Annotated in this window: 25 protein-coding genes; 13 read left to right on the top strand and 12 right to left on the bottom strand. The window is 58.4% G+C overall.

From position 1 onward, the window contains the following. Positions 1–47: 47 nt before the first annotated feature. The 9 genes from LAP85_00195 (at position 48) to LAP85_00155 (ending at position 8,277) form a co-directional block, all read left to right on the top strand. The gene (locus tag LAP85_00195) at positions 48–1,037 is read left to right on the top strand and encodes an ornithine cyclodeaminase family protein (protein ID MBZ5494793.1); all 990 of its coding nucleotides are present in this window, start codon (positions 48–50) and stop codon (positions 1,035–1,037) included. A 123-nt stretch (positions 1,038–1,160) separates the two neighbouring features. Beyond that, positions 1,161–2,258: a heat-inducible transcriptional repressor HrcA gene (hrcA, locus tag LAP85_00190; GenBank protein MBZ5494792.1), complete on the top strand. Its 1,098-nt coding sequence runs from the start codon at positions 1,161–1,163 to the stop codon at positions 2,256–2,258. Then, positions 2,255–2,860 (top strand): nucleotide exchange factor GrpE, encoded by a 606-nt coding sequence (locus LAP85_00185; protein MBZ5494791.1) that lies wholly within the window; start codon positions 2,255–2,257, stop codon positions 2,858–2,860. Before hrcA ends, LAP85_00185 begins: the two co-directional genes overlap by 4 nt. Before the next feature lie 142 nt (positions 2,861–3,002). After that, positions 3,003–4,919, top strand: a complete 1,917-nt coding sequence (dnaK, locus tag LAP85_00180) for a molecular chaperone DnaK (GenBank protein MBZ5494790.1) — start codon at positions 3,003–3,005, stop codon at positions 4,917–4,919. A gap of 30 nt (positions 4,920–4,949) precedes the next feature. Beyond that, a complete protein-coding gene (dnaJ, locus tag LAP85_00175; protein ID MBZ5494789.1) occupies positions 4,950–6,062 on the top strand; it encodes a molecular chaperone DnaJ in 1,113 nt (370 codons plus the stop codon). A 9-nt stretch (positions 6,063–6,071) separates the two neighbouring features. Beyond that, positions 6,072–6,842, top strand: coding sequence for a 16S rRNA (uracil(1498)-N(3))-methyltransferase (locus tag LAP85_00170; GenBank protein MBZ5494788.1), 771 nt, complete (start codon positions 6,072–6,074; stop codon positions 6,840–6,842). Then, a complete protein-coding gene (locus LAP85_00165) occupies positions 6,818–7,693 on the top strand; it encodes a transporter (GenBank protein MBZ5494787.1) in 876 nt (291 codons plus the stop codon). The genes LAP85_00170 and LAP85_00165 overlap by 25 nt, the downstream gene beginning before the upstream one ends. Positions 7,694–7,696: 3 nt before the next feature. Continuing rightward, positions 7,697–8,002, top strand: coding sequence for a hypothetical protein (locus tag LAP85_00160; protein ID MBZ5494786.1), 306 nt, complete (start codon positions 7,697–7,699; stop codon positions 8,000–8,002). A gap of 23 nt (positions 8,003–8,025) precedes the next feature. Next, positions 8,026–8,277 (top strand): DUF2007 domain-containing protein, encoded by a 252-nt coding sequence (locus LAP85_00155; GenBank protein ID MBZ5494785.1) that lies wholly within the window; start codon positions 8,026–8,028, stop codon positions 8,275–8,277. Between the two features lie 275 nt (positions 8,278–8,552). Here LAP85_00155 and LAP85_00150 read toward each other — a convergent pair whose 3' ends face one another. Both LAP85_00150 and LAP85_00145 read right to left on the bottom strand, forming a co-directional pair. Continuing rightward, complete coding sequence (locus tag LAP85_00150; GenBank protein ID MBZ5494784.1) at positions 8,553–8,870, bottom strand: DUF167 domain-containing protein; 318 nt, start codon at positions 8,868–8,870, stop codon at positions 8,553–8,555. Continuing rightward, complete coding sequence (locus tag LAP85_00145; protein MBZ5494783.1) at positions 8,863–9,582, bottom strand: YggS family pyridoxal phosphate-dependent enzyme; 720 nt, start codon at positions 9,580–9,582, stop codon at positions 8,863–8,865. The genes LAP85_00150 and LAP85_00145 overlap by 8 nt, the downstream gene beginning before the upstream one ends. A 167-nt stretch (positions 9,583–9,749) precedes the next feature. Here LAP85_00145 and tmk point away from each other — a divergent pair, with 167 nt between their 5' ends. Both tmk and holB read left to right on the top strand, forming a co-directional pair. Beyond that, positions 9,750–10,418 (top strand): dTMP kinase, encoded by a 669-nt coding sequence (gene tmk / locus LAP85_00140; protein ID MBZ5494782.1) that lies wholly within the window; start codon positions 9,750–9,752, stop codon positions 10,416–10,418. Next, positions 10,415–11,407 (top strand): DNA polymerase III subunit delta', encoded by a 993-nt coding sequence (gene holB, locus LAP85_00135; protein MBZ5494781.1) that lies wholly within the window; start codon positions 10,415–10,417, stop codon positions 11,405–11,407. The genes tmk and holB overlap by 4 nt, the downstream gene beginning before the upstream one ends. A gap of 67 nt (positions 11,408–11,474) precedes the next feature. Here holB and LAP85_00130 read toward each other — a convergent pair whose 3' ends face one another. Then, positions 11,475–11,912, bottom strand: coding sequence for a tetratricopeptide repeat protein (locus LAP85_00130; GenBank protein MBZ5494780.1), 438 nt, complete (start codon positions 11,910–11,912; stop codon positions 11,475–11,477). Between the two features lie 238 nt (positions 11,913–12,150). On the opposite strand from LAP85_00130, the gene LAP85_00125 reads away from it, so the two are divergent. Beyond that, complete coding sequence (locus LAP85_00125; GenBank protein ID MBZ5494779.1) at positions 12,151–12,489, top strand: hypothetical protein; 339 nt, start codon at positions 12,151–12,153, stop codon at positions 12,487–12,489. Positions 12,490–12,556: 67 nt separating this feature from the next. Then, positions 12,557–13,573 carry a 4-hydroxythreonine-4-phosphate dehydrogenase PdxA gene (gene pdxA / locus LAP85_00120; protein ID MBZ5494778.1) on the top strand — a complete coding sequence of 339 codons (1,017 nt, stop codon included), beginning with the start codon at positions 12,557–12,559 and terminating at the stop codon, positions 13,571–13,573. 40 nt (positions 13,574–13,613) lie between these two features. Here the strand turns inward: pdxA and LAP85_00115 are convergent, their stop codons facing one another. The 9 genes from LAP85_00115 to LAP85_00075 all read right to left on the bottom strand — a co-directional run bounded on the left by LAP85_00115 (position 13,614) and on the right by LAP85_00075 (position 23,946). Next, complete coding sequence (locus LAP85_00115) at positions 13,614–15,095, bottom strand: leucyl aminopeptidase (protein MBZ5494777.1); 1,482 nt, start codon at positions 15,093–15,095, stop codon at positions 13,614–13,616. A gap of 112 nt (positions 15,096–15,207) precedes the next feature. Then, the gene (gene smpB / locus LAP85_00110; protein ID MBZ5494776.1) at positions 15,208–15,693 is read right to left on the bottom strand and encodes an SsrA-binding protein SmpB; all 486 of its coding nucleotides are present in this window, start codon (positions 15,691–15,693) and stop codon (positions 15,208–15,210) included. Between the two features lie 153 nt (positions 15,694–15,846). Further along, entirely contained in the window at positions 15,847–16,695 is an 849-nt protein-coding gene (gene rfbD, locus LAP85_00105; protein ID MBZ5494775.1) for a dTDP-4-dehydrorhamnose reductase, read from the bottom strand. Between the two features lie 12 nt (positions 16,696–16,707). Continuing rightward, the gene (gene rfbB, locus LAP85_00100; protein MBZ5494774.1) at positions 16,708–17,736 is read right to left on the bottom strand and encodes a dTDP-glucose 4,6-dehydratase; all 1,029 of its coding nucleotides are present in this window, start codon (positions 17,734–17,736) and stop codon (positions 16,708–16,710) included. A gap of 58 nt (positions 17,737–17,794) precedes the next feature. Continuing rightward, a complete protein-coding gene (locus tag LAP85_00095) occupies positions 17,795–18,541 on the bottom strand; it encodes an NTP transferase domain-containing protein (GenBank protein MBZ5494773.1) in 747 nt (248 codons plus the stop codon). A 260-nt stretch (positions 18,542–18,801) separates the two neighbouring features. Then, complete coding sequence (locus LAP85_00090) at positions 18,802–19,581, bottom strand: glycosyltransferase family 2 protein (protein ID MBZ5494772.1); 780 nt, start codon at positions 19,579–19,581, stop codon at positions 18,802–18,804. A 6-nt stretch (positions 19,582–19,587) separates the two neighbouring features. Then, on the bottom strand, positions 19,588–20,568 hold the full coding sequence (locus LAP85_00085) for a glycosyltransferase (GenBank protein MBZ5494771.1): 981 nt from the start codon (positions 20,566–20,568) through the stop codon (positions 19,588–19,590). Between the two features lie 170 nt (positions 20,569–20,738). Then, complete coding sequence (locus LAP85_00080; GenBank protein MBZ5494770.1) at positions 20,739–22,496, bottom strand: GWxTD domain-containing protein; 1,758 nt, start codon at positions 22,494–22,496, stop codon at positions 20,739–20,741. A gap of 229 nt (positions 22,497–22,725) precedes the next feature. Beyond that, complete coding sequence (locus LAP85_00075) at positions 22,726–23,946, bottom strand: ABC transporter permease (protein ID MBZ5494769.1); 1,221 nt, start codon at positions 23,944–23,946, stop codon at positions 22,726–22,728. Position 23,947: the final 1 nt, after the last annotated feature.

The raw sequence follows: 23,947 nt of genomic DNA, 5'->3' as shown, positions 1-23,947 counted from the left end.
GTTGTCTTTGATCAGCGTGCATATGCGCCTTCAATTCTGGAGGAGTCATGAAGACCTTACTTCTATCACGCAAAGAAATTGAGAGCTTCTTCACGATGCGGATGTGCATGGAGGCAGTGGAGAAGGCGTTCGCCGGCCTTTCCCAGGGGAATGTAACTATGCCGCAGCGCACACCCATCCCGCTGCCCGACAAGTCGGGGCTGGCACTCTTCATGCCGGCACACATCAAGAATCTGCGCGCGCTCGGGACGAAAGTGGTCACCGTTTATCACGAAAACGTCCGGAAGCACAATCTCCCGGCTGTTCTGGGAACCATCCTCCTCCTCGATGAAGATACCGGGTTCCCGGTCGCGATCATGGATGGCGGCTTTCTCACGGCCATGCGTACCGGAGCATCCAGTGGAGTCGCTACAAAACACATGGCAAGGCCGGATGCGAGCGTCGGTATGATATTCGGCACCGGGGTGCAAGCATTTACCCAGGCGCTCGCGATTCATGAAGCGAGGCCGCTCCGTAAGCTGCTGGCGTGGTCCGTCGATCCCGAAGAAGCGCGCCGCGCATTTGCACGCAGAATTACAGAAAAGACCGGCGTGCCTGTAAAGCTGGCCGCCGAACCCGCTGCCGCCGTTCGGGAGGCGGACATCGTCGTGCTTGCCACAAGCGCCGCGGAACCGATAGTGGAGGGCTCGTGGTTCCGGCCGGGGACGCACATCAATGGCATTGGATCCCATACCCCGAAGATGCGGGAACTCGACACGGCCACCGTTCAGCGGAGCCGGGTCGTGTGCGATCTCACGGAGGCCTGCAAAGCCGAAGCCGGCGACTTCATCATCCCGGCGGCTAGCGGTGCCTGGTCCTGGGACAGGGTTGCCGGGAACCTCGGGGATGTTATCGTCGGCCGCGTCCAGGGAAGAACATCACCCGAGGACATTACCCTCTTCAAGTCGGTTGGGCTGGCAATACAGGATATGTCGGCAGCGAAGGCCGTTTTCGACGAAGCCGTCCATCGAGGTATTGGCACGGAGTTTCAGTTTTAGAGCTTCGAGGTTCGGGCTGCAAATGAAGGAATGCGATAAAGGCTTGGTTGATTTTGACTTGCGGCATATTATAATGTTCACCAGGGATGAGAGTCCCCGCCCCCTCTCAAGGTGGGGAAATCCTTGGAAATAGAAATCGGTCATGAACTTATGGATGGTAAACCAGGCCTTACTCTCGACGATCGAGCCCGCGAAATCCTGCAGTGGGCAATCTCCACGTTTATCACTACCGGGAAACCGGTGGGCTCCCGAACCATTGCCCGGCGGAGCCACGAGCATCTGAGTGCCGCAACCGTACGCAACATCATGGCGGACCTTGAAGAGATGGGCTACCTGCGCCAGCCCCACCCATCCGCCGGTCGTATTCCAACGGACAAGGCTTACCGCCTCTACGTCGACTCCATGCTGGAAAAACGTGAAATCTCACCCCAGGAGCGGCAGCTGATCGATCGCAGCCTGAGATCGGAAGACAGTCCGGATCAACTGATGGCGCGCACGAGCCATGTTTTGTCCCATGTTTCTCAGAATCTCGGGATCGTGATTTCTCCCCCGATCAGCCAGGTGGCCCTGCAGCACATTCAGTTCATCAAGTTGTCGGAAAACCGCCTTTTGGTAGTACTGGTCTCCCGATCGGGGATCGTCCAGAACCGGGTGATCCATCCGGCCGAAGAATACAGTCAGACGGATCTCGATCAGGCGGCGCGCTATATCATCGAGCATTTTAAGGACAGAACTCTGACCGAGATCAGATCCCTGCTCTTCAAGATGATCGGCGATGAGAGAGCACGGTACGATCAGTTTGTGCGTAGAGTAATCATGTTGAGCAATCAGACTTTCTCGGGGGCCACCGAGGAAAGCGAGTCGGAAATCTACCTGGATGGAGCATCGAACCTAATTAAGAACCCGGAGTTCTCCGATATTACAAGGATGAGAGTGCTCTTCGAGACCATCGAGCACAGAAGCAGGCTGGCATCTCTCGTTTCGGAATGCATCCGGGGGGATACCCAGGAAGTTCGTATTGCCATCGGAACGGAAAACGTACTGCCAGGCATCGAGGACTGTACACTGATTGCCTCGCGCTATGTTGTAGACGAAAAAACCATTGGTTCCTTGGGGATCCTTGGCCCCACGCGAATGGAATATGCCAAGGCCATCTCCCTGGTTGAATATGTGGCCAGGATTTTTGGGCAGGTACTTGGCAGTGAGGGAACTCGAGCATGACTTCGAATATGATTGAAGACTCCTCGAACTCTCCGGATTCGACTCCCGAAGAAAGAACAGTCGCGGAAGGTGAGCAGGAATCTGATCCTCTGGCTCAACTCAAGGCAGAACTTGAGGCTGCCAAAGCCGAGTCGGAACAGTGGCGCGATCGGTTTTTGCGCAAGGCTGCCGAGTTCGAGAATTATCGCAAGCGTTCCGACCGCGAGCGCGTCGAGGCCGGGAACCTGATAAAGAGTTTCGTGCTGGCCGAATTCCTCCCGATCATGGATGCTTGTGAACGAGCTCTGATGAGTTTCAAGGAGGAAAACGACCGAAAGGGACGGCTCCAGAAGTACCGCGAAGGAGTGGAGCTTCTCTATAAGCAGCTGAGTGACACCCTGACTCGCCTGGGTGTGAGCGCCCTCGAAACCAAAGGGCAGAAGTTCGATCCTCATCTGCATGAAGCCCTCAGTCATCAGGAAACCCTGGAATTTGAAGACAATACGGTCATAGAAGAGCTCAGGCGGGGATACATTTTCAAGGGCCGCCTGCTCAGGCCGGCTCAGGTGGTCGTCGCCAGCTGCCCGAGACCGAAGAAGGAGGAAGACGCTCCTGAATCATGATACCGTCGAGGTAAAGCTGGTGCCAATAGCTCTGGGACACGATAAAACAAGGATTGAAAGGATGATTCTCAAGAGGGATAGGCAGGATTCTTGGGGTCCTGCATATCCTGTCTTTCCCTGTTAGGAACCTTCCGCGCGAATTATGGGCAAAATCATAGGAATAGATCTCGGCACCACGAACTCATGCGTAGCCGTTCTGGAAGGCTCCTCAGTTCAAATTGTGCCGAACAGCTTGGGCGGCCGAACCACACCATCCATTGTGGCCTTTACCGACAAGGGAGATCGGCTTCTCGGGCAAATCGCCAAGCGCCAGATGGTCACCAATGCGGGCAATACCGTCTATGCCGTCAAACGCCTGATGGGCCGACGCCATGACTCGCCGGAAGTCCAGCGCCTTAAGTCGTATCTCACCTATAAGTTGACCGCCTCGAACAAGGGCGACGTGCGCATCGGGGTCCACGGTACCGAGTTCAGCCCTCCGGAGATTTCGGCCATGCTTCTGCAGTACCTCAAAAGCATGGCGGAAGAGTTTACGAATGAAGAGGTCACGGAAGCCATCATCACCGTGCCCGCCTACTTTGACGATTCGCAGCGCCAGGCGACCAAAGATGCCGGCAGAATCGCAGGACTTGAGGTCCGGCGCATAATCAATGAGCCGACGGCTGCAGCGCTGGCCTACGGCTTGGGTAAGAAGGAACGAGAGAGGGTGGCTATTTTCGACTTGGGAGGGGGAACGTTCGACATATCCATCCTTGAGTTAAACAATGGGGTGTTTGAGGTGCTTTCGACCTGCGGCGACAGTTTCCTGGGCGGAGAGGATTTCGACCAGCGCATTATGGACTGGATGATCGCAGAATTTCAGGCCGAGGCGGGAATTCACCTCGGGAGTGATGTACTTGCCCGACAACGGCTCAAGGAGACCGCCGAGAAGGCCAAATGCGAGCTCTCGACTGTTCAGGAGACTCATATCAATCTGCCCTTCATCGCCGGCGATGCCAAGGGACCCAAGCACTTCGACAGGGTCCTGACGCGGGCGCAGTTCGAGAGCCTGGTGCAGGGACTGATCGAGCGAACCACTGCCTACTGCGAAAAAGCCCTGAGTGATGCGAAGCTTAGCCCTGCCGACATCGGCAAGGTGATCCTGGTCGGCGGCCAGACGCGCACACCGGCCGTGCAGCGCCATGTCGAAAAGATCTTTGGAAAGCAGCCCTCATCCGAGGTCAATCCCGACGAGGTTGTCGCAGTGGGGGCGGCGCTGCAAGGCGGAGTACTGGAAGGAGAGCTGAAGGACATCGTTCTGCTCGACGTGTTGCCTCTCACACTGGGCGTGGAAACGCATGGAGGACTCTTTACCCGGATTATCGAGCACAATTCCACGATCCCTCTGAAAAAAACCACTATTTTCACGACCGTGGCCGACAACCAGTGCACCGTCGAAGTGCATGTGCTGCAAGGAGAACGCGAGCTCGCACAGTATAACCGGTCGCTGGCCCGCTTCGAGCTGGTCGGCATCTCACCCGCTCCTCGCGGAGTGCCTCAGATCGAGGTCACATTCGACATCGATGCCAACGGCATTGTCAGTGTCTCCGCGCGCGACAAGGTGTCCGGGAAAGAGCAGGCAATCAAGATCACGCCTTCCACGGGGTTGAGTAAAGAGGAGATCGACCGGATGATTTTCGAGGCGAAGCAGTTCGCCCAGAGCGATCTTATGATGAAGGAAGCGGCCGAGCTGCGCAACCGGATCCAGGGCCATGTGTCCACGATCGCGAGGAGCTACTCGGAGTTTGGCTGGCTTTTGGACAGCTCGGAACAGACAGTGATAAAAGATTCGATCCAAAGGGCGCGGGCTTTATCCGACAAGGAAGACAGCCTCTCCACTCTGAAGGAGCTGCTGACCACCTTGGAAGCCGCTGCGGCGAAATTGACTGCCGCCATGTTCAATATGCCGGCTGGTGCGGACGTCCAACTCAAGTCGGGATCGGACCAGCCTGCCGACGAGAGCGATGTGAAACGCCTGATCCAGTCTGCTCTGAACGATGCAAGCGACAAAAAGTCCTGACGGCCGGCCCTTTCGAACGGAGTTTGGTTTTTGAATCAGAAAAAAGACTACTACGATGTCCTAGGAATTTCGCGCGACGCCTCTGATCAGGAAATCAAGAGCGCGTATCGGAAGCTGGCCATTAAGTACCATCCCGACAAGAATCCCGGGAGCAAAGACGCCGAGGAGAATTTCAAGGAAGCGGCCGAGGCGTACAGCGTTCTGAGCGATCCTGAGAAGCGCGCCCGATACGACCGCTTTGGCCACAGCGGCATGCAAGGCGGTTTTAGCGGGTTCGACCCCGCAATCTTCAGCGATTTCGGCGACATCCTCGGCGATTTTTTCGGGTTCGGCGATCTCTTCGGCGGGGGCAGGCGCCGTCACGGACCGGAGCGTGGCGCGGACCTGCGCTACGATCTCAAGATTTCCTTCCGTGATGCCGCCTTCGGCCTCAAGACGAAAATCAAGATTCCCCGCCACGAGAACTGCGGCACCTGCGGCGGGAGCGGCGCCGCCAAAGGAAAGGGTCCTGTGACCTGTCCTGCCTGCCACGGACAGGGTCAGGTGCGCTACCAACAGGGTTTCTTCTCCATCAGCCGTACCTGCGGCCAGTGCAACGGCGAAGGGCGCTTCATCCGCGACCCGTGCGAGACCTGCCACGGCCGCGGCCGTGTGCGCAAGGAAAAGGTCCTCGAACTCAAGATCCCTGCCGGCGTGGACAACGGCTCGCGGCTGCGTATCCAGGGTGAAGGCGAGGCTGGTGGGCGCGGCGGACCGCAAGGCGACCTGTACGTCGTCATTTACGTGGAAGAACATCCGTTCTTCCAACGCCAGGGGAACAATATCTATTGTCAGATTCCCATCGGGATTACCCAGGCCGTGCTTGGGGCCGACATCTCGGTTCCCACGCTGGAGGGGGAGGAAAAATTCAAGATTCCGGAGGGGACGCAAAGCGGGACAGTATTCCGTCTGCGCAACAAAGGCATTGTCAGCCTGAATGAGCGGGGGCGAGGCGACCAGTTCGTGACCGTGAATGTGGTCATTCCCACCAAGCTGACCAAAGAGCAGCGGCAGCTGTTTGAGGCTTTGGCAAACTTGAACAAAGACGACGAGATCTCACACGAACGCAACATCTTCGAGAAGGTAAAAGATATCTTCGGGTAGCGGGTGCCCATGCCCCGAAGGCGCTTTTTCATCCCACAGAATAGCATTCAGGACGCGACGGCCGTCCTCTCCCCCGATCAGGCCCATCACCTGCGTGATGTCCTGAGGCTCCGCCCCGGGGAGCAGGTCGAGCTGTTCGACGGGAAGGGGCTCGGTTATTCCGGCACGGTCGAGTACCATGGCACTGAGATCCGCATCGGCTCGCTCAAGTGCATCGGCCCTCCGGAGGAGTGCGGAATCCCGTTGGTGCTGGCCGCGGCGCTCATAAAGCCGGATCGATTTGAGTGGGTGCTCCAGAAAGGAACGGAGCTCGGGGTGGACCGGTTCCTTCCGCTGGAAACGCGCTTTGCAGCAGTTCACATCCCGCCGGCGAAGCTTGAAGCCCGGCTGGAGCGCTGGAGGCGCATCATCCGGGAAGCTTCCAAGCAAAGCAGGCGCCTCACTGTGCCCGATATCCAGGTGCCTCTTCCCTTGGATGCGCTCCTGGCTTTACGGGTGTATGCGACGTGTGCCAGATTCATGCTTCATGAGAAGGCGTCCGAGCGACTGAAGCCGTGCGCACCTGAAGGTAGCGCCGTCCTGCTATGCGTCGGACCCGAAGGGGGATGGGATGACGCCGAAGCCCAGGCAGCTGAGCGCGCGGGATTCCGGCTGGTCAGCCTGGGGTCGAGGATTCTGAGGGCCGAGACTGCCGCCCTCGCCGCGGTCTCGGTTTTCCAGTTCCTTCTGCAGGATACAAGATCAAAGGGGGGCGCGTGGGAAGATATGTCGCGTTTCTAGCCTGTGTCTGGATTGTGACGGCGCAAGCATGGGGGCAGGACCCGGAACGTGCGCTCAAGCCTGAGATTCCTGAACTGATCGCTGTCGGACGGGTCCGCACAACCTTCGCCGTGGAGTTCCTCCACCGTGCACGTTATTCCCTGTCGGGGCTGGAAGGAGACCTTCTGCGCCTGGGCGAACTCGACTTTCGCGTTGGCGCAGGTGATTATGCCGAGTTCCAGATTTCGGGCGTCTGCCGGGATTTCCTCACCATCACCCGTCGCACGCAGCAAGTCCTTCCCATCACTTTTGCGGGAGATGCGACCAGCGATTTCGGCGACCTGATTCTGGGCACAAAGCTCAAACTCGCAACCGAGCAGCGCTCTCGGCCGGCAGTCGCCTTCAGGTTTGCGGTTCAACTTCCGAACGCAAGCAACGAGACCGGATTGGGAACAGATGAGACCGATTTTTTTTCGAGCGTACTGCTGTCAAAACATCTGGGCAGCGTAGAGATCCTGGGCAACCTCGGCCTGGCGATTCTCGGGTCCCCCGTGCAGGCGAACTCCCAAGCGGATATGCTGACCTACGGATTCGGCATCACCATCCCTTTGCATAACAGACTGGAACTGACAGGGGAAGTTTACGGGCGGCAGGGGCCTGTGCGCCTGGGCAATGAAAGTCTCTCCCAGGTTCAGGCAGGTGCGCGCTTCCGTGCGGCAGGATTAAGCTGGAATGTTGCAGGCATCGCGGGACTCAGGCATTTCAACCCTAGCTCCGGGCTGATCGTGGGTGTAACTTATGAATTCCAGGCTTTCGCCAAAAAGCGGAGCCCGGTGACTGTCCGACCGGGAAAACCGCCGGGGAAAAGATAGCCCATGAGTGCTGCTGATTCCGCTTTTTGCTGCTTTCGCTGCGGAGCACCCTATGCGTTTAAGGAACGCATCGGCCGCAGCGATTCCTGTCCCAAATGCGACGCTGACCTGCGCTGCTGTCGAAATTGCAGACATTACAATCCCAATGCCCACAACCAGTGCAACGAAACCCAAGCGGACTGGGTCAGGGAAAAGGATCGCGCCAATTACTGTGACTATTTCGAGCCGCGGCGTGGAGCCGGGGGAGGAGGCGTCACGAATCGCGCTCAGGATGCGCGAGCCCGCTTCGATGACCTTTTCAAGAAGTAGGGTTGAGCATTAGGCTGCCTGGCATGAATGAGGAAGCACCCGTCGTCGTTGCCACTACCTGGATGACGACCGAAGCATCGGTGATCAAAAGCCTGCTGGAAGGCTACAACATACCCTGTCACTATTCTTCCCAACTTCCACAGGAAGTCAATCCCCTCTTCGTGGGGAGGCTGGCTGAGATACGCATCTTTGTCCCCGCGGCACTCGCCCAGGAAGCGCGGCGCGTCCTGGAAGAGCACCGGCGCAGAAGACACCTGCACCTGGTCGATCCCTGAGCAGGGGAAAATCAGCCGCAGCTCCATTCGTTTTCACTACACACCCCCAGACCAGCCCGTTTTTTTGCACAGGGGCCGGGAGCCTGATGATATCGATTCAAGTCTTGTGTTTTCTTACTTTATGGCGGACACATGAAAATCATTTTCACAAGTTATGCACAACCGCAGCACATATTATCCACCCCATTTGCACTTCTCCGGCAGAGCGGTCTGCGATTCAGGGATAGCAGCAGGTAAGAACTCCCGGTGCATGATGGATGAGATTCAACAGGCATTCATCCTTCGCCGCCTGTCATTTGTGAGATGCTTTCCCGGAAGCCCTGTTCGGATATGCCCTGGATCCAAAGGATTTTGTCCCTCGATTTTTGCCCGGCGATGATCCGGAGGCACGACTTTGGCAGGCCAAGGAGTGCGGAAAAGAACTCTACGACAGCGCGATTGGCGGCGTCATCGACTGGAGGAGCGCAAATCTTGACTTTCAAGGCGCTGCCGTGGATTCCGGCAATCTGTGGGCGGCGCGCACGAGGCTGAACGTGCAGCGGCACCTCAATGCCTGAATCCCTCTGCCGGATCCTGAGGCGGGCGCTATCCATAGCTGCGCTCCCCGAAGATTGCGGTTCCGACACGCACAATGGTGGCGCCTTCCTGGATGGCAACTTCATAGTCATGACTCATTCCCATGGATAGCTGTCCTCGTCCAAGACAGCCCGGTTGCTCCTGTTCAAGCGATTGACGGAGCTCGCGCAGTGCCACAAAGTAGGGGCGCGTGCGTTCGGGATCTTCGAAGAATGGGGGGATGGTCATGAGACCGTCCAGGCGCAATCCTCCAAGCGGCCTGATCGCGGCAGCGATCTCGACAACCTGGCTGCGCTCGGCGCCGAATTTTGTTTCCTCATGCCCCAGATCCACCTGGATAAGAACCGAAAGCGTTTTACCGATGGCCAAGGCTGCCTGGCTGAGCTTCCGAGCCAGCTTGATACTGTCGACCGAGTGGACCACATCGAAGAGCTCGGCGGCACGTTGGGCCTTATTTGACTGCAGGTGGCCGATCATGTGCCAGGTGAGGTCCGGCACGGATCGGAATTGCGGAATCTTGGATTCCGCTTCCTGCACGCGGTTCTCGCCGAAGTGGCTTTGACCGGCGGCGATGGCAGAGGAAATAGTGTCCTGGTTGAAATTCTTGCTGACGGCCACCAGCGTGATGTTCTCAGGCTTCCGCCCGCATGCCGCGGCCGCCGCCGCTATTCTGTCTCGGACCTTAGAAATGTTTTCTGCGATCTCGTTCACCGTTCGGTACCAGAGAATCACCTTGCTGGTGGCGGCAGGCAATAGGGCAGCGCCATGCGCCCTTCGCCGGCTACCAGCTGCCCACTGTTTTCTTGTCTCGCAACCTGCTGTTTGCTACTCTCCCTGCTGCGCCGCGACGCCGAGGGAATTCTAGATGCATTTCCTGTCTCAAGCAAGAACGGGCCATGTTCATCACATTTGAAGGGATCGAGGGTTCCGGAAAGAGCATTCAAATAGCCCGCACCGAAGTCTACCTCACAGCCAGGGGCGTGCCCTGCCTGCGCACACGCGAGCCGGGAGGGACGGCATTTGGCGCCGCTGTGCGCCAGGTCCTGCTGAACGCCGAAGGCCCGCAGCGCGAGCCGGTGGCCGAGCTGCTGCTCTATCTTGCAGACCGTTATCAGCACTTGCACGAGTTGATTGAACCGGAGCTCAGGCGAGGAGTCACCGTGCTTTCGGATCGATACCATGATGCGACGCGCGCCTATCAGGGTGCTGCCCGCCGCGTGGCCCCAGCGACTATCCAGGAATTGGCGCAGCTGCTGGCCATACGTGAGCCCGACAAGACGATCCTGCTCGACCTTGCTCCGGAGATAGGGCTCCAGCGCGCCCGTCTCCGCAATCAGGCCAGCGATGCCGCCGATGCAGAGGGGCGGTTCGAGGCGGAGGGTCTGCTATTTCACAGGGACGTGCGCGAAGCCTATCTGGCGCTGGCTGAATCTGCTTCAGACCGGATCTGCATCGTGGATGCATCGGGAACGCCGGATCAGGTTTTCGGGCGCATCGAGCCGCTCCTCGCGGCATGGTTCCGCTTTGCCGCCGAGGGGTCAACGCGAGGAAAGGCTGACCTGTGACCTCCCCTCTGAATTTCAACTCATTTGTCGGCAACGGCCGCGTGGTCGAGATTCTGCGGCGTGCTGTCAACCAGGACCGGCTGCCTCATGCGCTGATCTTCGCCGGCCCGGCGGGGGTGGGGAAGCGAACCCTGGCCCTGCTCCTGGCGCAACATCTGAACTGTCTTCAACCGGCAAACGGGAAGGCCTGCAACAGCTGCAGCAGTTGCCGCAAAATCAACAATGCAACCCACCCGGACGTCCAGGTCATTCAACCGGACGGAGCCTTCATCAAGATCGACCAACTGCGCGCTTTGATCGATGAGATTGCCTATCAGCCCTTTGAGGGGCGTTTTCGTGTAGCCATACTGGACGGTGCCGATCAGATGCGCCTGGAAGCCGCGAACTGTCTGTTGAAAACCCTCGAAGAGCCCCCCAGCCGATCGATCCTCATCCTTGTCACCGCAAGACCCTACCTTCTTCTGAGGACGATCCGCTCGCGCGCGCGTATGCTCCAGTTCGGCCCGATTGGCGAGGATGCCATAGAGCAATATTTGACCAGCAAGGAGGGGTGCGCGCCCGAGGACGCACGACTGGCTGCGGCTTTGAGCAACGGCAGCCTCGGCGCGGCGCTGGCCTTCGATGTTGCACGCAACCGGGAAATACGCCGGCAGGCACTTCGATTCGTTTCCCTGCTCCTGCGACGGGAACGGTTTACCCAAGCCAGCGCACTGGCTGCGGGCATTGCCAAAGACAAGGAGTCCTTTCAAGCGTGGGTTGAAATGACCGCCACGCTGTTGCAGGATGTCTACTACGCACAAGTAGCGCCGGGGCGGATGGGCCAGCGCGACCTCGTTGGGGAATTGACCGGACTGGCGCAATCGGTGCCGCACGCGATTGTGGTTGCTGCCATCGAAGCGGTCAAAAATCTCAAGGCTGGAATACAGCAGAACGTTAATCGCCAGCTGGCACTGGAAGCGCTGTTCCTGGCGGAAATCACCCGCATATGAGTGATGGCTGATTAGTCATGGGTGATGAGTGATCAGCCAGGCGTGCGCCCTCAGTCCTTATTACTCATCATTTCTTTTTTTCCAGGCGCGCGCACCTCGATTTGAAATCGGCTGCGCTTGGAGATTCGGGATACTTCTTGAGGAAGTCTTTGTAGATTGCCAAGGCTCGGCTTTTATCCCCTTTCTTTTCATAGGCGCGTCCGAGGGCATCGTAGGCTGCTACCAGGTTCGGCTGATATTCCAGGGCATCCAGATATCGCTGGATGGCTGCATCGTAGTTGCCCCTTTTGAAATAGAACTTCCCCTTCTCGAGATTCTCCGCGGCGAGGAGCGGATTGTATTCCTTCTTGACAGCCGTCTCGGCATCGGTTTTCCCTTCCGCTACGCCTGTGTCGCGGATGATTGCCGGAGGCTTCTTGGGCGGTGCCTGCTGGGCCCATCCTGAGCCCATGGGTGCAAGCAGGGCCAGCATCAGGCAGTTCGTGAATCTGTTAAGACGTGGCATGGTGCCTCCTGATAGCGCACGACTCCTACGGACCTAAGTCGTGGTAACTCAAAGCATACAAAATCTAGCGGATTACTTTTCTCTTGTCAAAAAACCATCCTTCAGCTACTATTTTATCAATTCGGCATTTCCGAAAAAGCCCAATCGCATCTAATCCATAAGGTGATGCAGCGCTTTGGTTTGAAGGTCCTCGATAGTGAGCCGGGTTTTATTTTAGTCTCCATGGGAGCGTGCATTCATGGTAAATCGTAAGCTGATCCGCCCGAGCCTTTCCGAGATCAAGGATCAGATGCCCCGTTACAATGCCGCGCCGCGCAAGCGCGTGCCTCCAGAAACGACAAACGCGGAGAGCTATTACTACATCAAACAGATGGCGGCCAAGACGCCCATGGTCGTCAAGCTCGTGGATGATGAGGAGATCCGCGGGGTCATCGAGTGGTACGATCGAAGCTGCATCAAAGTGCATCGACAAGACGGGCCCAATCTCCTGATTCTCAAGCATGTAATCAAGTACATGTATAAGCAGAATGAAGATCAGGAATCCGACCTGGAACCTGACGACGTGGATCTGGAATAGGTTGCTGAGAGGCAAACCGGCGAAATGGGGGAATTCCGCCTTTTCGCACTGAAGGATGTCCCCGCCTGTGCCCAATTCTTCCGAATCTGCACCCCTCCAGCTCGGCATCACGACCGGTGATCCTGCCGGCATAGGGCCCGAGGTGTCTTTGCGTGCTGCGCAAAATCCGGGATTGCGCGGCCGCTGCCGGCTGCTGTTATTCGGTGATGCCGATCTCATGCGCAGGCAGGCCGCAACTCTTGGGCTGTCCTGCGACTTTGAGGTGATTTCCGCAGATGCCTTGGGCGGGAGCGTGCCGCTGCCGGAACGCGGCATTGTTCATATCCCCGCAAGCCGTGAGCACATCACCCCCGGCCGGGGTTCGAGAGCCGGTGGAGAAGCGGCGGCACGCAACATCGTGGAATGCGTCCGAGCCTGCCGGGCCGGGCGGCTGCATGCCATGGTCACGGCGCCGCTGAACAAGACGTTCTTTAACGAAGCCGGCTATCCCTTTCCGGGACACACGGAGTTTCTGGCCCACCTGACCGGAGTCTCGCGGTTCGCGATGGCATTTCTGACCGAACGTCTTAAGGTCGTGCTGGTGACGATTCATCTGCCGTTGCGCGCAGCCATCGACAGCATCACTTCGACATCCATCATGGAGAAACTCGAGATTCTGCTCGAAGAATTCCCCCGCCTCGGGCTGCCATGCCGCAGGATCGCAGTGGCCGGTCTGAATCCGCATGCCGGCGAGGCAGGCCTGCTCGGCCGGGAGGAGATCGAGCAGATTATGCCGGCCCTGGCGCAGGCACGAGCGCGCTACGCGGACGTGGCAATCGAAGGACCCATTCCCGCCGACACCCTTTTCCACCGCGCGGCTCAAGGGGAGTTCGACGCGGTCCTGTCGCTTTACCATGACCAGGGGCTGACGCCGATCAAGCTGCTGGGATTCGGCGAGGCCGCGAATGTGACGCTGGGCCTCCCTTTTATCCGCACTTCTGTGGATCACGGGACTGCGTATGAGATAGCTGGAAGGGGTTGCGCACGCCCCGACAGCATGATCGCCGCCATCCGCTGGGCCCTCCGACTGAAAAGCAAGTCATGAGTGATAAGCCTTTTACCCGGCACTCATGACTCATCACCTTCTAGGTAAACAGCTGGATGAGCGAGCGGACACCAAAGCCGGTTGCCCCCTTGGCTGCGAAGGGCTGGCCGTCGTGGTCGAGGTCCACTCCCGCAATATCGAGATGTACCCACGGCGTGCCTTCTACAAACTCCTGGAGGAACTTGGCCGCGGTGATGGCGCCGCCCCAGCGATTGCCGACATTCTTAATGTCCGCAATTTCGCTGCGGATGGCCTTGCGGTAGTCGTCGTCGAGCGGCAGCTGCCAGAACCTTTCGCCGGTGAGTCTGGCTCCACACCTCAGTCGCTCGAGGATTTCCTGATCGGTTCCCATCATGCCGGCGTTGATGTGGCCGAGCGCGATCACGCAAGCACCAGTGAGCGTGGCGATGTCGATGAGTCGCGTGGCTCCTAGCGTGCGGGCATAGGCGAGGGCGTCGGCGAGGATCAACCGTCCTTCCGCATCGGTGTTGATGATCTCGATTGTCTTCCCCAGGTACGACTTCACGATGTCTCCGGGCTTCGTCGCGTTGCCGCTCGGCAGATTCTCTACTGCGGGAATAAGCCCGATGACCGCATGCAGGGACCCAAGTTCGGCGAGTGCGGCCATGGCGGCGAGCACGGCGGCTCCCCCGGCCATGTCAGCCTTCATGTCCTCCATTTTTTCCGCCGGCTTGATTGATATCCCGCCGCTGTCAAAGGTGACGCCCTTGCCGACCAAGGCAAAAACGGGAGCACCTTTCTGCGGTTTCTGTCCCGGGATGCGGAGGATGATGAGCTTGGGAGGCTGATTGCTGCCGCGACTGACGGCCAGCAGGGCATTCATGCCCAGTTTCTCTATCTCCTCGGGCTCGAGAATACTGACCTCGAGTCCTGTCCGTGCGCCTACTGCCAATGCCCGTTCTGCGAGTTGGCTCGGGGTCAGGATGTTGGCGGGCTCGTTCCCCAGCGAGCGCGCGAAATTGACGGCATTGCCGACAATCGTGCCGCGGCGAATTCCCTCTTCCGCCTGGTGCCGCCTGGTTTTGCCCTCGCTGAGGAGCACCAGGGCTTCCGCTTCACGCGTTTCGATCTCGCGGGTCTTGTAGATCTCGGACTCGTAGTTACCGTGCAACGCCCCTTCCACCGACACCCGGGCGGACTCCGCCGATGGAAATCCCCCGCGCATCAGGAATGCGATGCTCTTGCAGCGTGCCTGGCGTGCCACGCGCGCAGCCGTGCCGGCAACTTCCCTGAGCCGGGCCAGATTGAACTCGCGCTCTTTTCCGGCGCCGATCAGGAGCAACCGCCGGGCTTTCAGCCGGGCGGGACGGTGGATGAGGCAGGTACGGTGCAACTCCGGCTTGAACTCGCCTGTGGCAAGCACCGTCGCGGCCACGCCCTGAGTGGCTTTGACCAGCCCCTTAAGGGAAGATGCTTTCTTGAGCTGATCTTCAAAGACTGGGTAGGCAAGCAGGTCACAAGCGACATCCGCATAGCTTCGGGCTTCGAACTCGATTCGCATCCGTGCCTCCGGGCATTTGGTTTGGCAGCAAAAATCAGGTGTCAGGCTTTAAGAGTTTTGTTTTTCAACGTTTATGAATTGCAAGGAGCAAACGATCTGGAAAACGAGATTCTCAAGGCCTGACACCTGGTTTTTGGTGCGTCTTCATGGCTGCCCTGGTTTCCCGGTCTACTTCCTTCCGGCGCTCCGTCTCGCGCTTGTCGTACTCCTTCTTGCCGCGCGCCACGCCGAGCTCCACTTTGACGCGGCCGCGGGTCAGATATACCCGCAGCGGAACCAGCGTCAGTCCTTTTTCCTGGGTTTTGCCGATGAGCTTGCGGATTTCCTTGTGGTGCAGCAGCAGCTTCCGGGTGCGGGTCGGATCGTGGTTCTGACGGTTCCCGTGTGAATAAGGGCTTATGTGACAGTTTAATAGAACCGGTTCCCCGTCCTTGACGATCGCATAGCTGTCCTTCAAGTTGATCCGGCCTTCGCGGATCGACTTCACCTCCGTACCGAGGAGCGCGATTCCAGCCTCGAGCCTCTCCAATACGAAGTAATCGTGAAATGCCTTCTTGTTGGAAGCGACGAGCTTCTCGCCCGAGGTTTTCTTTTCCATGAATCGTTTCCGCCAAATATGCGATCCGATACGGCACCGAGTTTTGGATGAAGTCCTTGGAGTGCGCAAGTTTGCTTGCGCCTTATTTCACTCCACCCTGCCCTGCCCGCTCCGGGGCGTCCTGAAGGTCCTCCCCCTGAAAGGTATCACAGGTCAGGGCACGGATAAACAGGTGGCGATGTAGTCGCGCACCGCCTCTTGCCACGGGCGCATCGGGGGGAAGCCCTCCCGCCGGAGACGCGTGTCCGCCAGAATCGAGCAGGCCGGCCGGGGCGCCGGCCGTGGGAACTGGGGCGTCTTCACCGGCTCGACACTGGCGCCTGCCACGGCAGCCCATTCCACGGACCGGCAGGCAAGCTCGTACCACGTGCATGATCCGCCATTGGTCACGTGATACGTTCCCTGGCAACCCCGCTCCAGCATCGCCTTCGTACGTGCCGCCAGATCCTGCGTATAGGTGGGGTTCCCACGCTGGTCATCCACGACACGCAGGGGCTGGCCCTGCCTGGCAGCGCCTACGATCGTGCGGATGAAGTTCTTGCCGTGGCAGCCGAAAAGCCAGGATGTCCGCAGAATCAGGTGGTTCGGACAAAGAGAACGCAACAACTGTTCCCCGCGCAATTTTGATTTGCCATATACACTCAGCGGATTGGGGGCGTCCTCCTCATGATAGCCGTCCTCCCTGGTGCCGTCGAAGATGTAGTCGGTGCCGTAGTAGACGAGGAGCGCGCCCACGGCGTGCGCGGCCGCCGCCAGGTTTCCCGCTGCCTCTCCGTTAATCAGGAAGGCCTCTTCCTCATGCGATTCACAGTAGTCGACGTTGGTCAGGGCGGCGGCGTTGATGATCACTTCGGGGCTGAACTCCTGGACGCGTGCGCGGCATTGCCCGGCGTCCGTGATGTCCAGCTCCGGCAGGTCGAGTCCGAGGAGGTCGCAGGTGGCGAGCGTCCCCATCAGATCCGTACCCAACATGCCGCGGGATCCGAGCACCATGACTTTCATGGGATTCTCATCTCACAGCTCGGCCAGCGTGCGCTTCCGATCCTGGTACATGCGCTCATAGTAGGTCCGATAGGCGCCGCTCCTGACATGCTCCACCCAGATGGGATTCTGGAGGTACCAGTCGATCGTCCTGCCCATCCCGCTCTCAAAGGGGATCTCCGGTTTCCACCCCAGCTCGCGTTCGATCTTTGAAGAGTCGATGGCGTAACGGCGGTCGTGACCCGGCCGGTCGGCCACGAAGGTAATCAGGCTCTCATCCTTTCCAAGGGTCTGCAGGATCAAACGCGTGATTTCGAGATTGGTCTTTTCCTGCCGGGCGCCGATGTTGTAGACCTCGCCGGGGCGGCCATGGTGGAGGACGCGATCCAGGGCCATGCAGTGGTCATGGACGTGAATCCAATCCCGCGTGTAGAGCCCGTCTCCATATATCGGCAGCGCGATTCCGGCCACGGCGTTGGTGACGAGCAGAGGAATGAGCTTTTCGGGAAACTGATAGGGACCGTAGTTGTTCGAGCAGCGCGTGATCAGGCACGGAAAGCCGTAGGTACAATGATAGCTGCGCGCCAGCAGGTCGGCGGAGGCTTTGCTGGCGGCATAAGGGCTGTTGGGCGCGAGCGGGGTTGTTTCGGTAAACGCGCCGGCTGGGCCCAGGCTGCCGTAAACCTCGTCGGTCGAGATCTGCAGGAAGCGCTTCACGCCGGCTTTTCGGGAGGCCTGCAGCAAGTTCAGGGTACCAACGATGTTGGTGCGGGCGAATTCCGAAGCGTCCAGGATGCTGCGGTCGACGTGCGACTCTGCGGCGAAGTTTACGACAGCATCCACCCCCGATCCCAGGATCGATCCGAGCGGCTCCTGGTCGCAAACGTCGCCTTGATGGAATTGATACCGGGGATCTGCTTCCAGACCTGCGAGATTTTCCAGATTGCCGGCATAGGTAAGCTTATCGAGCACAAGGATCCGATAGCCGGGATAGCGCGCCAAAATCGAGCGCACGAAATTTGAGCCGATAAACCCGGCCCCGCCCGTCACCAGCAATCGCATGGTCATGCATCCTCTCAATTGACGATGGCGAATTGTTCAATCGTCATTCGTCAATCGGTCAAGCCTTTCCGGCGGCGGCTTCTCCCCGCTGGATCTGTTGAGCGACCAGATTCGAAGCGCGGAGCAGGGATTCAAACGTGCCGGCATCCGTCCACCAGCCCTCCAGAATGTCGTACTCAAGTTTGCCTTTCTCGATGTAGTAGTTGTTCACGTCGGTGATCTCGAGCTCGCCTCGTGCCGAAGGCTTCAGTCCCTTCACAATATCGAAGACTTCGCCGTCGTACATGTAGATCCCGGTGACCGCGTATTTTGATGCCGGGACCTGGGGCTTCTCATCGATGCGCACGATCCGCTTGCCCTGGATCTTGGCGACACCGAAGCGCTGCGGGTCATCGACTTCTTTGAGAAGGATGCGGCTTCCCGATCCCTGCCTCTTGAAATTTTCCACATAGGTGGCGATGGAGCCTTCGATGATGTTGTCGCCCAGAATGACGCAGACGGGCTCGCGGTCGGCAAAGAACTCGGCCAAAGCCAGGGCCGCGGCAATACCTCCTTCCCCTTCCTGGTAGGTATAGTTGATGTGCTTCAGCCCGAACTCCTTCCCATTACCGAGCAGCCGAAGGAAATCGCCGGCGTTTTTTCCACCGGTCACGATCAGGATTTCGCGGATCCCGGCGCCGACCAGGGTTTCGATCGGGTAGTAGATCATCGGCTTGTGATAGATGGGCAGCAGGTGCTTGTTGGTCACCTTGGTGAGTGGGTACATACGGGAGCCGAGCCCCCCGGCCAACACTATTCCTTTCATGAGTTCAGACCTTTCTCGAGCCTTTCTCTGCACGCTCCGCGTTAAGAGCATCGGGCAGGGCCGTCACTATATCACATAGCCCCCATTCTTGAGCCCGCCCACTTCAAAAACAGCTGCGATTCAGACACTGCGGGCAAATGCGGCCAGGAAGGGCATGATGCGGTATAGCCGCATCCCAAGAATCTCAACGCAGAGTTCGCCGAGGTCGCGGAACCCGAAGTACATTGGTGCTCTTCGTGGCCGGCTCTTCCCACACTGTTTTACGCACCTCCGCGTCGGAGGTCGGAGGTCGCGCTTTTCCTCTGGAGCTCGTAGAGCTTGGCGTATTTGAAGTAGACCGAAACGGCACCCATGATGGCTACCATCGTGCCTGGCGCGCCGTCCAGAAAACCGCGCTTCAGCAGGTATCCTTTCATGAATGCGGCGAGCGGGTTTCCCAGTACCCTGGTCATCGATGCGGTTCTGCCTTTCTGCCGGTAGTCCTGGGCTGCAAGGGTGGAGTAAGTCTCCAGGCGCCGCAGGTAGTCGGAAAAACTGCGATAGGTGTAATGCAGGATTTCGCCCCGGAGGACGCCTGGCATTCCCTCGACCTGCACGGATTCATGGACGCGCCCGCCCCGCCAGCGGCCGCGCCTGCGATCGAAGAGCCGCAGCTGGTAATCGGGATACCAGTCGCCGTGCCGGATCCACCGGCCCATGAAAAAAGCGACGCGCGGCATACGGTATCCCATCCGCCCGAAGCCCGCCCGCCGCAACTGCTCGATTTCGCGGCTCAGTTCCGGTCCGATCCGTTCGTCGGCGTCCAGCGAGAGAATCCAGTCGTGGCTTGCCTGGTCGACGGCATGGTTTTTCTGATCCACGAAACCCGTCCAGCCCCGCGTGAAAATCCTGTCCGTGTATCGGCGGCAGATCTCGACTGTTGCATCCGTGCTGCCGCTGTCGACGACCACGATTTCTTCGGCCCAGGCCAACGACTGGAGCGCCTCCTCAACGTTCACTTCCTCGTTGTGCGTGATCAGGGTTGCGGATATAGGTTCCATAAGAGCCTAGTAGAGGGCGATCGGAGCCGTGCTGTAGAAGCGCTGCAGCAATTCGAGCAGCTCCCGATCCGTCCTGGCCATTGTCCGGCGGGTTGCGCGTCTCTTCCGGAGAATCGTCGGCAGATGGGCAAACCCGGTGCCGACGGCCCAATAAAAGCGCCAATCCAGCACCAGCCAGCTCGCCAGCAGGCGTAACGCGATCGACAGTTGATGAAGCCGGAACATGTGCGGATCATGCAGCAACATCCAGTGCATCAGAATGCGGCTGCGGCGTGAGATCTTGTTGAGTGCACAGCGCTTATAGCGCCGGTCCATGGTCTGGCTGGCGTCGTGGCAAGCGATGCTGCGCGGCTCGTATTTTATCATCCACCCTCGCTTCCAGGCGCGGTAGGATAGCTCGATGTCCTCAACCATAGCGGTCAGGGGATCAAACCCGCCTAGATCCAGGAACCTGGCGCGGTCATAGGCCGAAAAAGCTCCAATGGCCGTAAAGGACAGCAGAGGCTGGGCTGGATCGGCTCCGGGCAGGAGGTCGTAGTTCTGGTAGGTGCTCCACATGCCTCGGCGAAAGCGAGCTACCTTGCCCCCGTTGCAGAAAACGTCTTCCGCCTGATTCAGCAGCTTTCCTGTGACGGCGAAAACTCCGGGATCCGCGAAGTGCTCTGCCAGAGGGAGGATACAATCCGGTCTCAAGCGCACATCGTTGTTGAGGAGAAGGACGACAGGATACCGTGCCGCTTCAAAGCCGGTCTGGCATGCGGCAGAAAATCCGAGATTGTGCTCGTGCTCGATGAGCGCGATCCGGCCCGAGTACTGTTCTTTCAGCCATTGAGGTGTGCCATCTCCCCCGGCGTCTTCCACGACCAGGATCTCGGTTTCATGCCCACCTTGTTCGCGATAGCAGTCAGTCGCGGTGACCACGGAGGGGAGGTAGGCCTCGAGCAGATGCTTCCCTTTCCACGTAGGTATGACAACCGAAATGTCCATGCGGGCGCCAGTATATGGGAATCGCGCGCGCTGAAAAAGGGGAGAGATTGGCGTTACCCGAGGAAATCACAACGAAGTCTCTAGAGCGCGGTGGCTTGCCGCCGTCGTGGGCGCGTCACATTGGGCGTTCGCTCCCCAAGCGCGGGCAAGCCGCCGCACTCCAAAGATGACTACTTGACCACCTGGAAATCGGCGTTGGTGGTAAGAGATTTGTTCGAGATCCGGTCCAGAATCTTCATCTCCAGCTTGTATCTGCCGGGTGCCATGTCCTTGACCGGGATCTGGGCCACGATGACAACTCTCTGACCCGAGGTAAATTGGACCGTTCTTCCTTTCGTGTCCTCGATGTCCTGCACGACCTTGTCACCGGATTTTACGGTGTAGGAAATCTGCAGGGACGGTTCAAGCGTGGCCTGATCGTACGCCGCATTGTAGATCTGAAAATAGGGAATAAGGTTCTGTCCGTTGACATATTCGGACTTCACGTTCGGCTGCACCTTCATGTCGCCGATGACAAACTGCTCCAGGTGATCGTAGGTCGGGGGAACGCCGTTGACTGAGTTTGCCAGTATGACGCTGCTCGTTTGCAGATCTTCGCCGTCGAACTTCGGGACCATGATGCCGTAACTCATCGAGCCGACATAGCCGCTGTTCAAGTCCTTGAGGATCAGGTCAAGCCGGTATCGCTGTCCGGCATCCAGGAACACCATCGCCTGATAAATCGACCGCTTGTTCTTGCCGGCCTCAAAGAACTCGTCAGTGTACTCCGCGGAGATCGTGTTTTCGAACTCGCCGGCGATGCGTGCCTGCAGGGTTGTGATTTCCCCGTAGACGTTGACCGAAGCCCGATTGAATCCCATCTCCTTCTTGAACTCGAGGTTCTTGTTATCCAGCTCGATAGTGATCGGGACCATCACTTTGGTTGCCGAAAGCCGGATGAAATCGGTCCGCATCGTGTAGGGAAGCTGATTATAGGTTATGCGCGTCGTGACGATTCCCTTGAGATCCGCAAACTTGATCTGGGGGGGCCGCTGAACGTTGAAGTAGCGGGCCAGGCGCTCGAAAGGCGCGTCCTTGGATCTCTGGAAGTCGGTCTGGCTCATGTAGCCGTAGTTGACACGATCCTCTTTTTTGGTGAGCCCCATCTCCTCGCTTTCGGTCAAGCCCGCGTTGGGGACCGTCAGAAGCGCGTCCTTCTCCTCCGCATCCATCGCGAGCCGGTATTCGCCGGTGAAGGTCTTGTCCACGAATTCGAGCTCGACGTCGTCGCCCACATTGTCAATGTGACGATAGCGCCAGCGTTCGAAGGGATACACGCTTGTCTGCCCGCCGCCTTCCCAGAATTCGCGCTGGTACGAGCCTCCCGAGGGATGCGATTCTTTGCCGTCGGGTTCACCGTACAAAATGTAGATGCGTCCGCGATCGGTTTTCCAGCCCGGGATTCCGGAAGCGAAGTGCTCGTTGGCGTAAGCGATCCGGCGATAATGCTCGACCTTGAACTGGTTGCCGCCCTCGCGGGGGTCCTCGTTTCGGCGCGCCCAAAACTGCTCGATAAAATTCTCACGCTCTTCGTCGGTGGTGAGGGCCTTGAACAAGTCCCTCTCCTCAGGCGTGATGATGTAAATCACGTCTTCGTTAAGCCATCTCTTGTAGTAGTCGGTGAGGGTGTTTTCCCTTGCCTTCGCTTTCTGCAGGTCGGCGGGCTTGATCTTCTGCCGCTCAGGGGGCGGCACCGTCTTCTGCTGGCCGGCAGCCTGGGCATTTTGCTGATCAGCGACCTTGGCTTTCTGCGGGTCAACGCTCTGGGTCTTATCCTGTTCACTCGTATTGGCCTGCTGCTGCGCAGCATAGGACGAGATAAGAAGCCCGAGGGAGATGGTTACCGAGAAAAGACTTATTGCGATAGTCAGGTTTTTTTTGGTGCGCACGGGACTTGCTCCAGAGGGTGGAGTTAACTTTTACCGATGAATTATATGTACTAAAGGGGTGGAGTGTCAATTAACACCTGCGCCGGTATGATTTTCTGCAAATCCTAACGCAGAAGGAGCAGGAACCGAAGGAAAAAAATGGGAATCAGAACAACCGTCAACACTATGAAATATAAGAGGTTTCCTCTGCGTGCTCCGCGTCCTCCGCGTTGAGGGTTTCTCCTTGCCGTCACTCGTATCGAAGCGCATCGATAGGATCCAAGCGGGAGGCCTTGAGCGCGGGATACCAGCCCGCGGCAATGCCGATCGCCCCGGCGAAAGTAAACGCCAGGCCGATCGCGGCGGATGAAACCAGGGTGGGCCAACCCAGCGAGTCGGATATCGCTTTGGAAGCTCCGACGCCGCAGCATATGCCCAGGATTCCACCGAAGATGGCCAGCACCACCGCTTCAGTGAGGAATTGGAATTGAACATCCCCGCCCGTTGCGCCAACGGCCATGCGAATGCCGATCTCACGCGTGCGCTCGGTGACGGACACCAGCATGATGTTCATGACGCCGATGCCACCCACAATCAGGCTGACGAAAGCGATGCTTGCCAGAAGCAGAGTCATCACTTTGTTAGAGTTGTTTGCGAGTTCGGCAATGTCCGAGAGGTTGCGCACCTGGAAGTCGGCATCTTCGGCCGAAGCGATGTGGTGGCGCTGCATCAGGAGTTCGTTGATTTGGTTTTCCGCTGTCGACGTTGCCGTTTGAGATACGGCAGAAACCATGACGGCGTTGATGTAGGTGATTCCCAGCAGTTTCTTCTGCACGGTCGTGTAAGGAGCGATGATGGTGTCGTCCTGATCCTGTCCCATGCCGCTCTGGCCCTTCGACTTCAGCACGCCGATGACACGCCACGGCGCATTCCGAATGCGGATTTCCTGGCCTACCGGATCCTGCCCGGGGAAGAGATTGTCCACGACGGTCTTGCCGAGGATGCAAACGCGCTCTGCCGCGTTCTCGTCCTGGTCGGTAAAAAAGGTTCCTGTCTCCATTTCCCAGAGCTTGATACGAAGAAAGTTGGTATTGACTCCCTGGATGTTGGTGAACCAGTTTTCATCTCCGAACACCACAGGTGCGCTGGCGCGAACCAGGGGGGATGCCTCGCGCACCGCGGTGCATTCGCGCACGATTCCCTGGTAATCTTCGACGGTCAGGGAGCTCGAGGTTCCTGCGCCGGACCTGACGCCGCCGCGGTTATAGGAGCCTGCGGTGACGTAGAGCATGTTGCTTCCTGCGCTTGCGATCTGCTCCGCGATGGTTGCCTGGGCGCCCTGCCCGATACTGACCATGGCAATGACGGCGCCGACCCCGATGATGATGCCGAGCATCGTCAGGATCGACCGCATCTTGTTGAGACCGAGTGCCTTCAAGGCTACCCGGATAATGGTGAAAAGAAATACCATG

The sequence above is a fragment of the Terriglobia bacterium genome (assembly GCA_020072565.1).
GTDB lineage: Bacteria > Acidobacteriota > UBA6911 > UBA6911 > UBA6911 > JAFNAG01.
Note: the sequence above shows the minus strand (reverse complement) of the source record. Positions and strands in the feature narration are given on the sequence as shown.

What these genes read in the sequence shown, in the direction of transcription:
- LAP85_00195 (MBZ5494793.1), top strand. Translation starts at nt 48, where the DNA reads ATGAAGACCTTACTTCTATCACGCAAAGAAATTGAGAGCTTCTTCACG.
- LAP85_00185 (MBZ5494791.1), top strand. Translation starts at nt 2,255, where the DNA reads ATGACTTCGAATATGATTGAAGACTCCTCGAACTCTCCGGATTCGACT.
- dnaK (MBZ5494790.1), top strand. Translation starts at nt 3,003, where the DNA reads ATGGGCAAAATCATAGGAATAGATCTCGGCACCACGAACTCATGCGTA.
- LAP85_00170 (MBZ5494788.1), top strand. Translation starts at nt 6,072, where the DNA reads ATGCCCCGAAGGCGCTTTTTCATCCCACAGAATAGCATTCAGGACGCG.
- LAP85_00160 (MBZ5494786.1), top strand. Translation starts at nt 7,697, where the DNA reads ATGAGTGCTGCTGATTCCGCTTTTTGCTGCTTTCGCTGCGGAGCACCC.
- LAP85_00155 (MBZ5494785.1), top strand. Translation starts at nt 8,026, where the DNA reads ATGAATGAGGAAGCACCCGTCGTCGTTGCCACTACCTGGATGACGACC.
- LAP85_00150 (MBZ5494784.1), bottom strand. Translation starts at nt 8,870, where the DNA reads ATGGATAGCGCCCGCCTCAGGATCCGGCAGAGGGATTCAGGCATTGAG.
- tmk (MBZ5494782.1), top strand. Translation starts at nt 9,750, where the DNA reads ATGTTCATCACATTTGAAGGGATCGAGGGTTCCGGAAAGAGCATTCAA.
- LAP85_00130 (MBZ5494780.1), bottom strand. Translation starts at nt 11,912, where the DNA reads ATGCCACGTCTTAACAGATTCACGAACTGCCTGATGCTGGCCCTGCTT.
- LAP85_00125 (MBZ5494779.1), top strand. Translation starts at nt 12,151, where the DNA reads ATGGTAAATCGTAAGCTGATCCGCCCGAGCCTTTCCGAGATCAAGGAT.
- LAP85_00115 (MBZ5494777.1), bottom strand. Translation starts at nt 15,095, where the DNA reads ATGCGAATCGAGTTCGAAGCCCGAAGCTATGCGGATGTCGCTTGTGAC.
- smpB (MBZ5494776.1), bottom strand. Translation starts at nt 15,693, where the DNA reads ATGGAAAAGAAAACCTCGGGCGAGAAGCTCGTCGCTTCCAACAAGAAG.
- rfbD (MBZ5494775.1), bottom strand. Translation starts at nt 16,695, where the DNA reads ATGAAAGTCATGGTGCTCGGATCCCGCGGCATGTTGGGTACGGATCTG.
- rfbB (MBZ5494774.1), bottom strand. Translation starts at nt 17,736, where the DNA reads ATGCGATTGCTGGTGACGGGCGGGGCCGGGTTTATCGGCTCAAATTTC.
- LAP85_00095 (MBZ5494773.1), bottom strand. Translation starts at nt 18,541, where the DNA reads ATGAAAGGAATAGTGTTGGCCGGGGGGCTCGGCTCCCGTATGTACCCA.
- LAP85_00090 (MBZ5494772.1), bottom strand. Translation starts at nt 19,581, where the DNA reads ATGGAACCTATATCCGCAACCCTGATCACGCACAACGAGGAAGTGAAC.
- LAP85_00085 (MBZ5494771.1), bottom strand. Translation starts at nt 20,568, where the DNA reads ATGGACATTTCGGTTGTCATACCTACGTGGAAAGGGAAGCATCTGCTC.
- LAP85_00075 (MBZ5494769.1), bottom strand. Translation starts at nt 23,946, where the DNA reads ATGGTATTTCTTTTCACCATTATCCGGGTAGCCTTGAAGGCACTCGGT.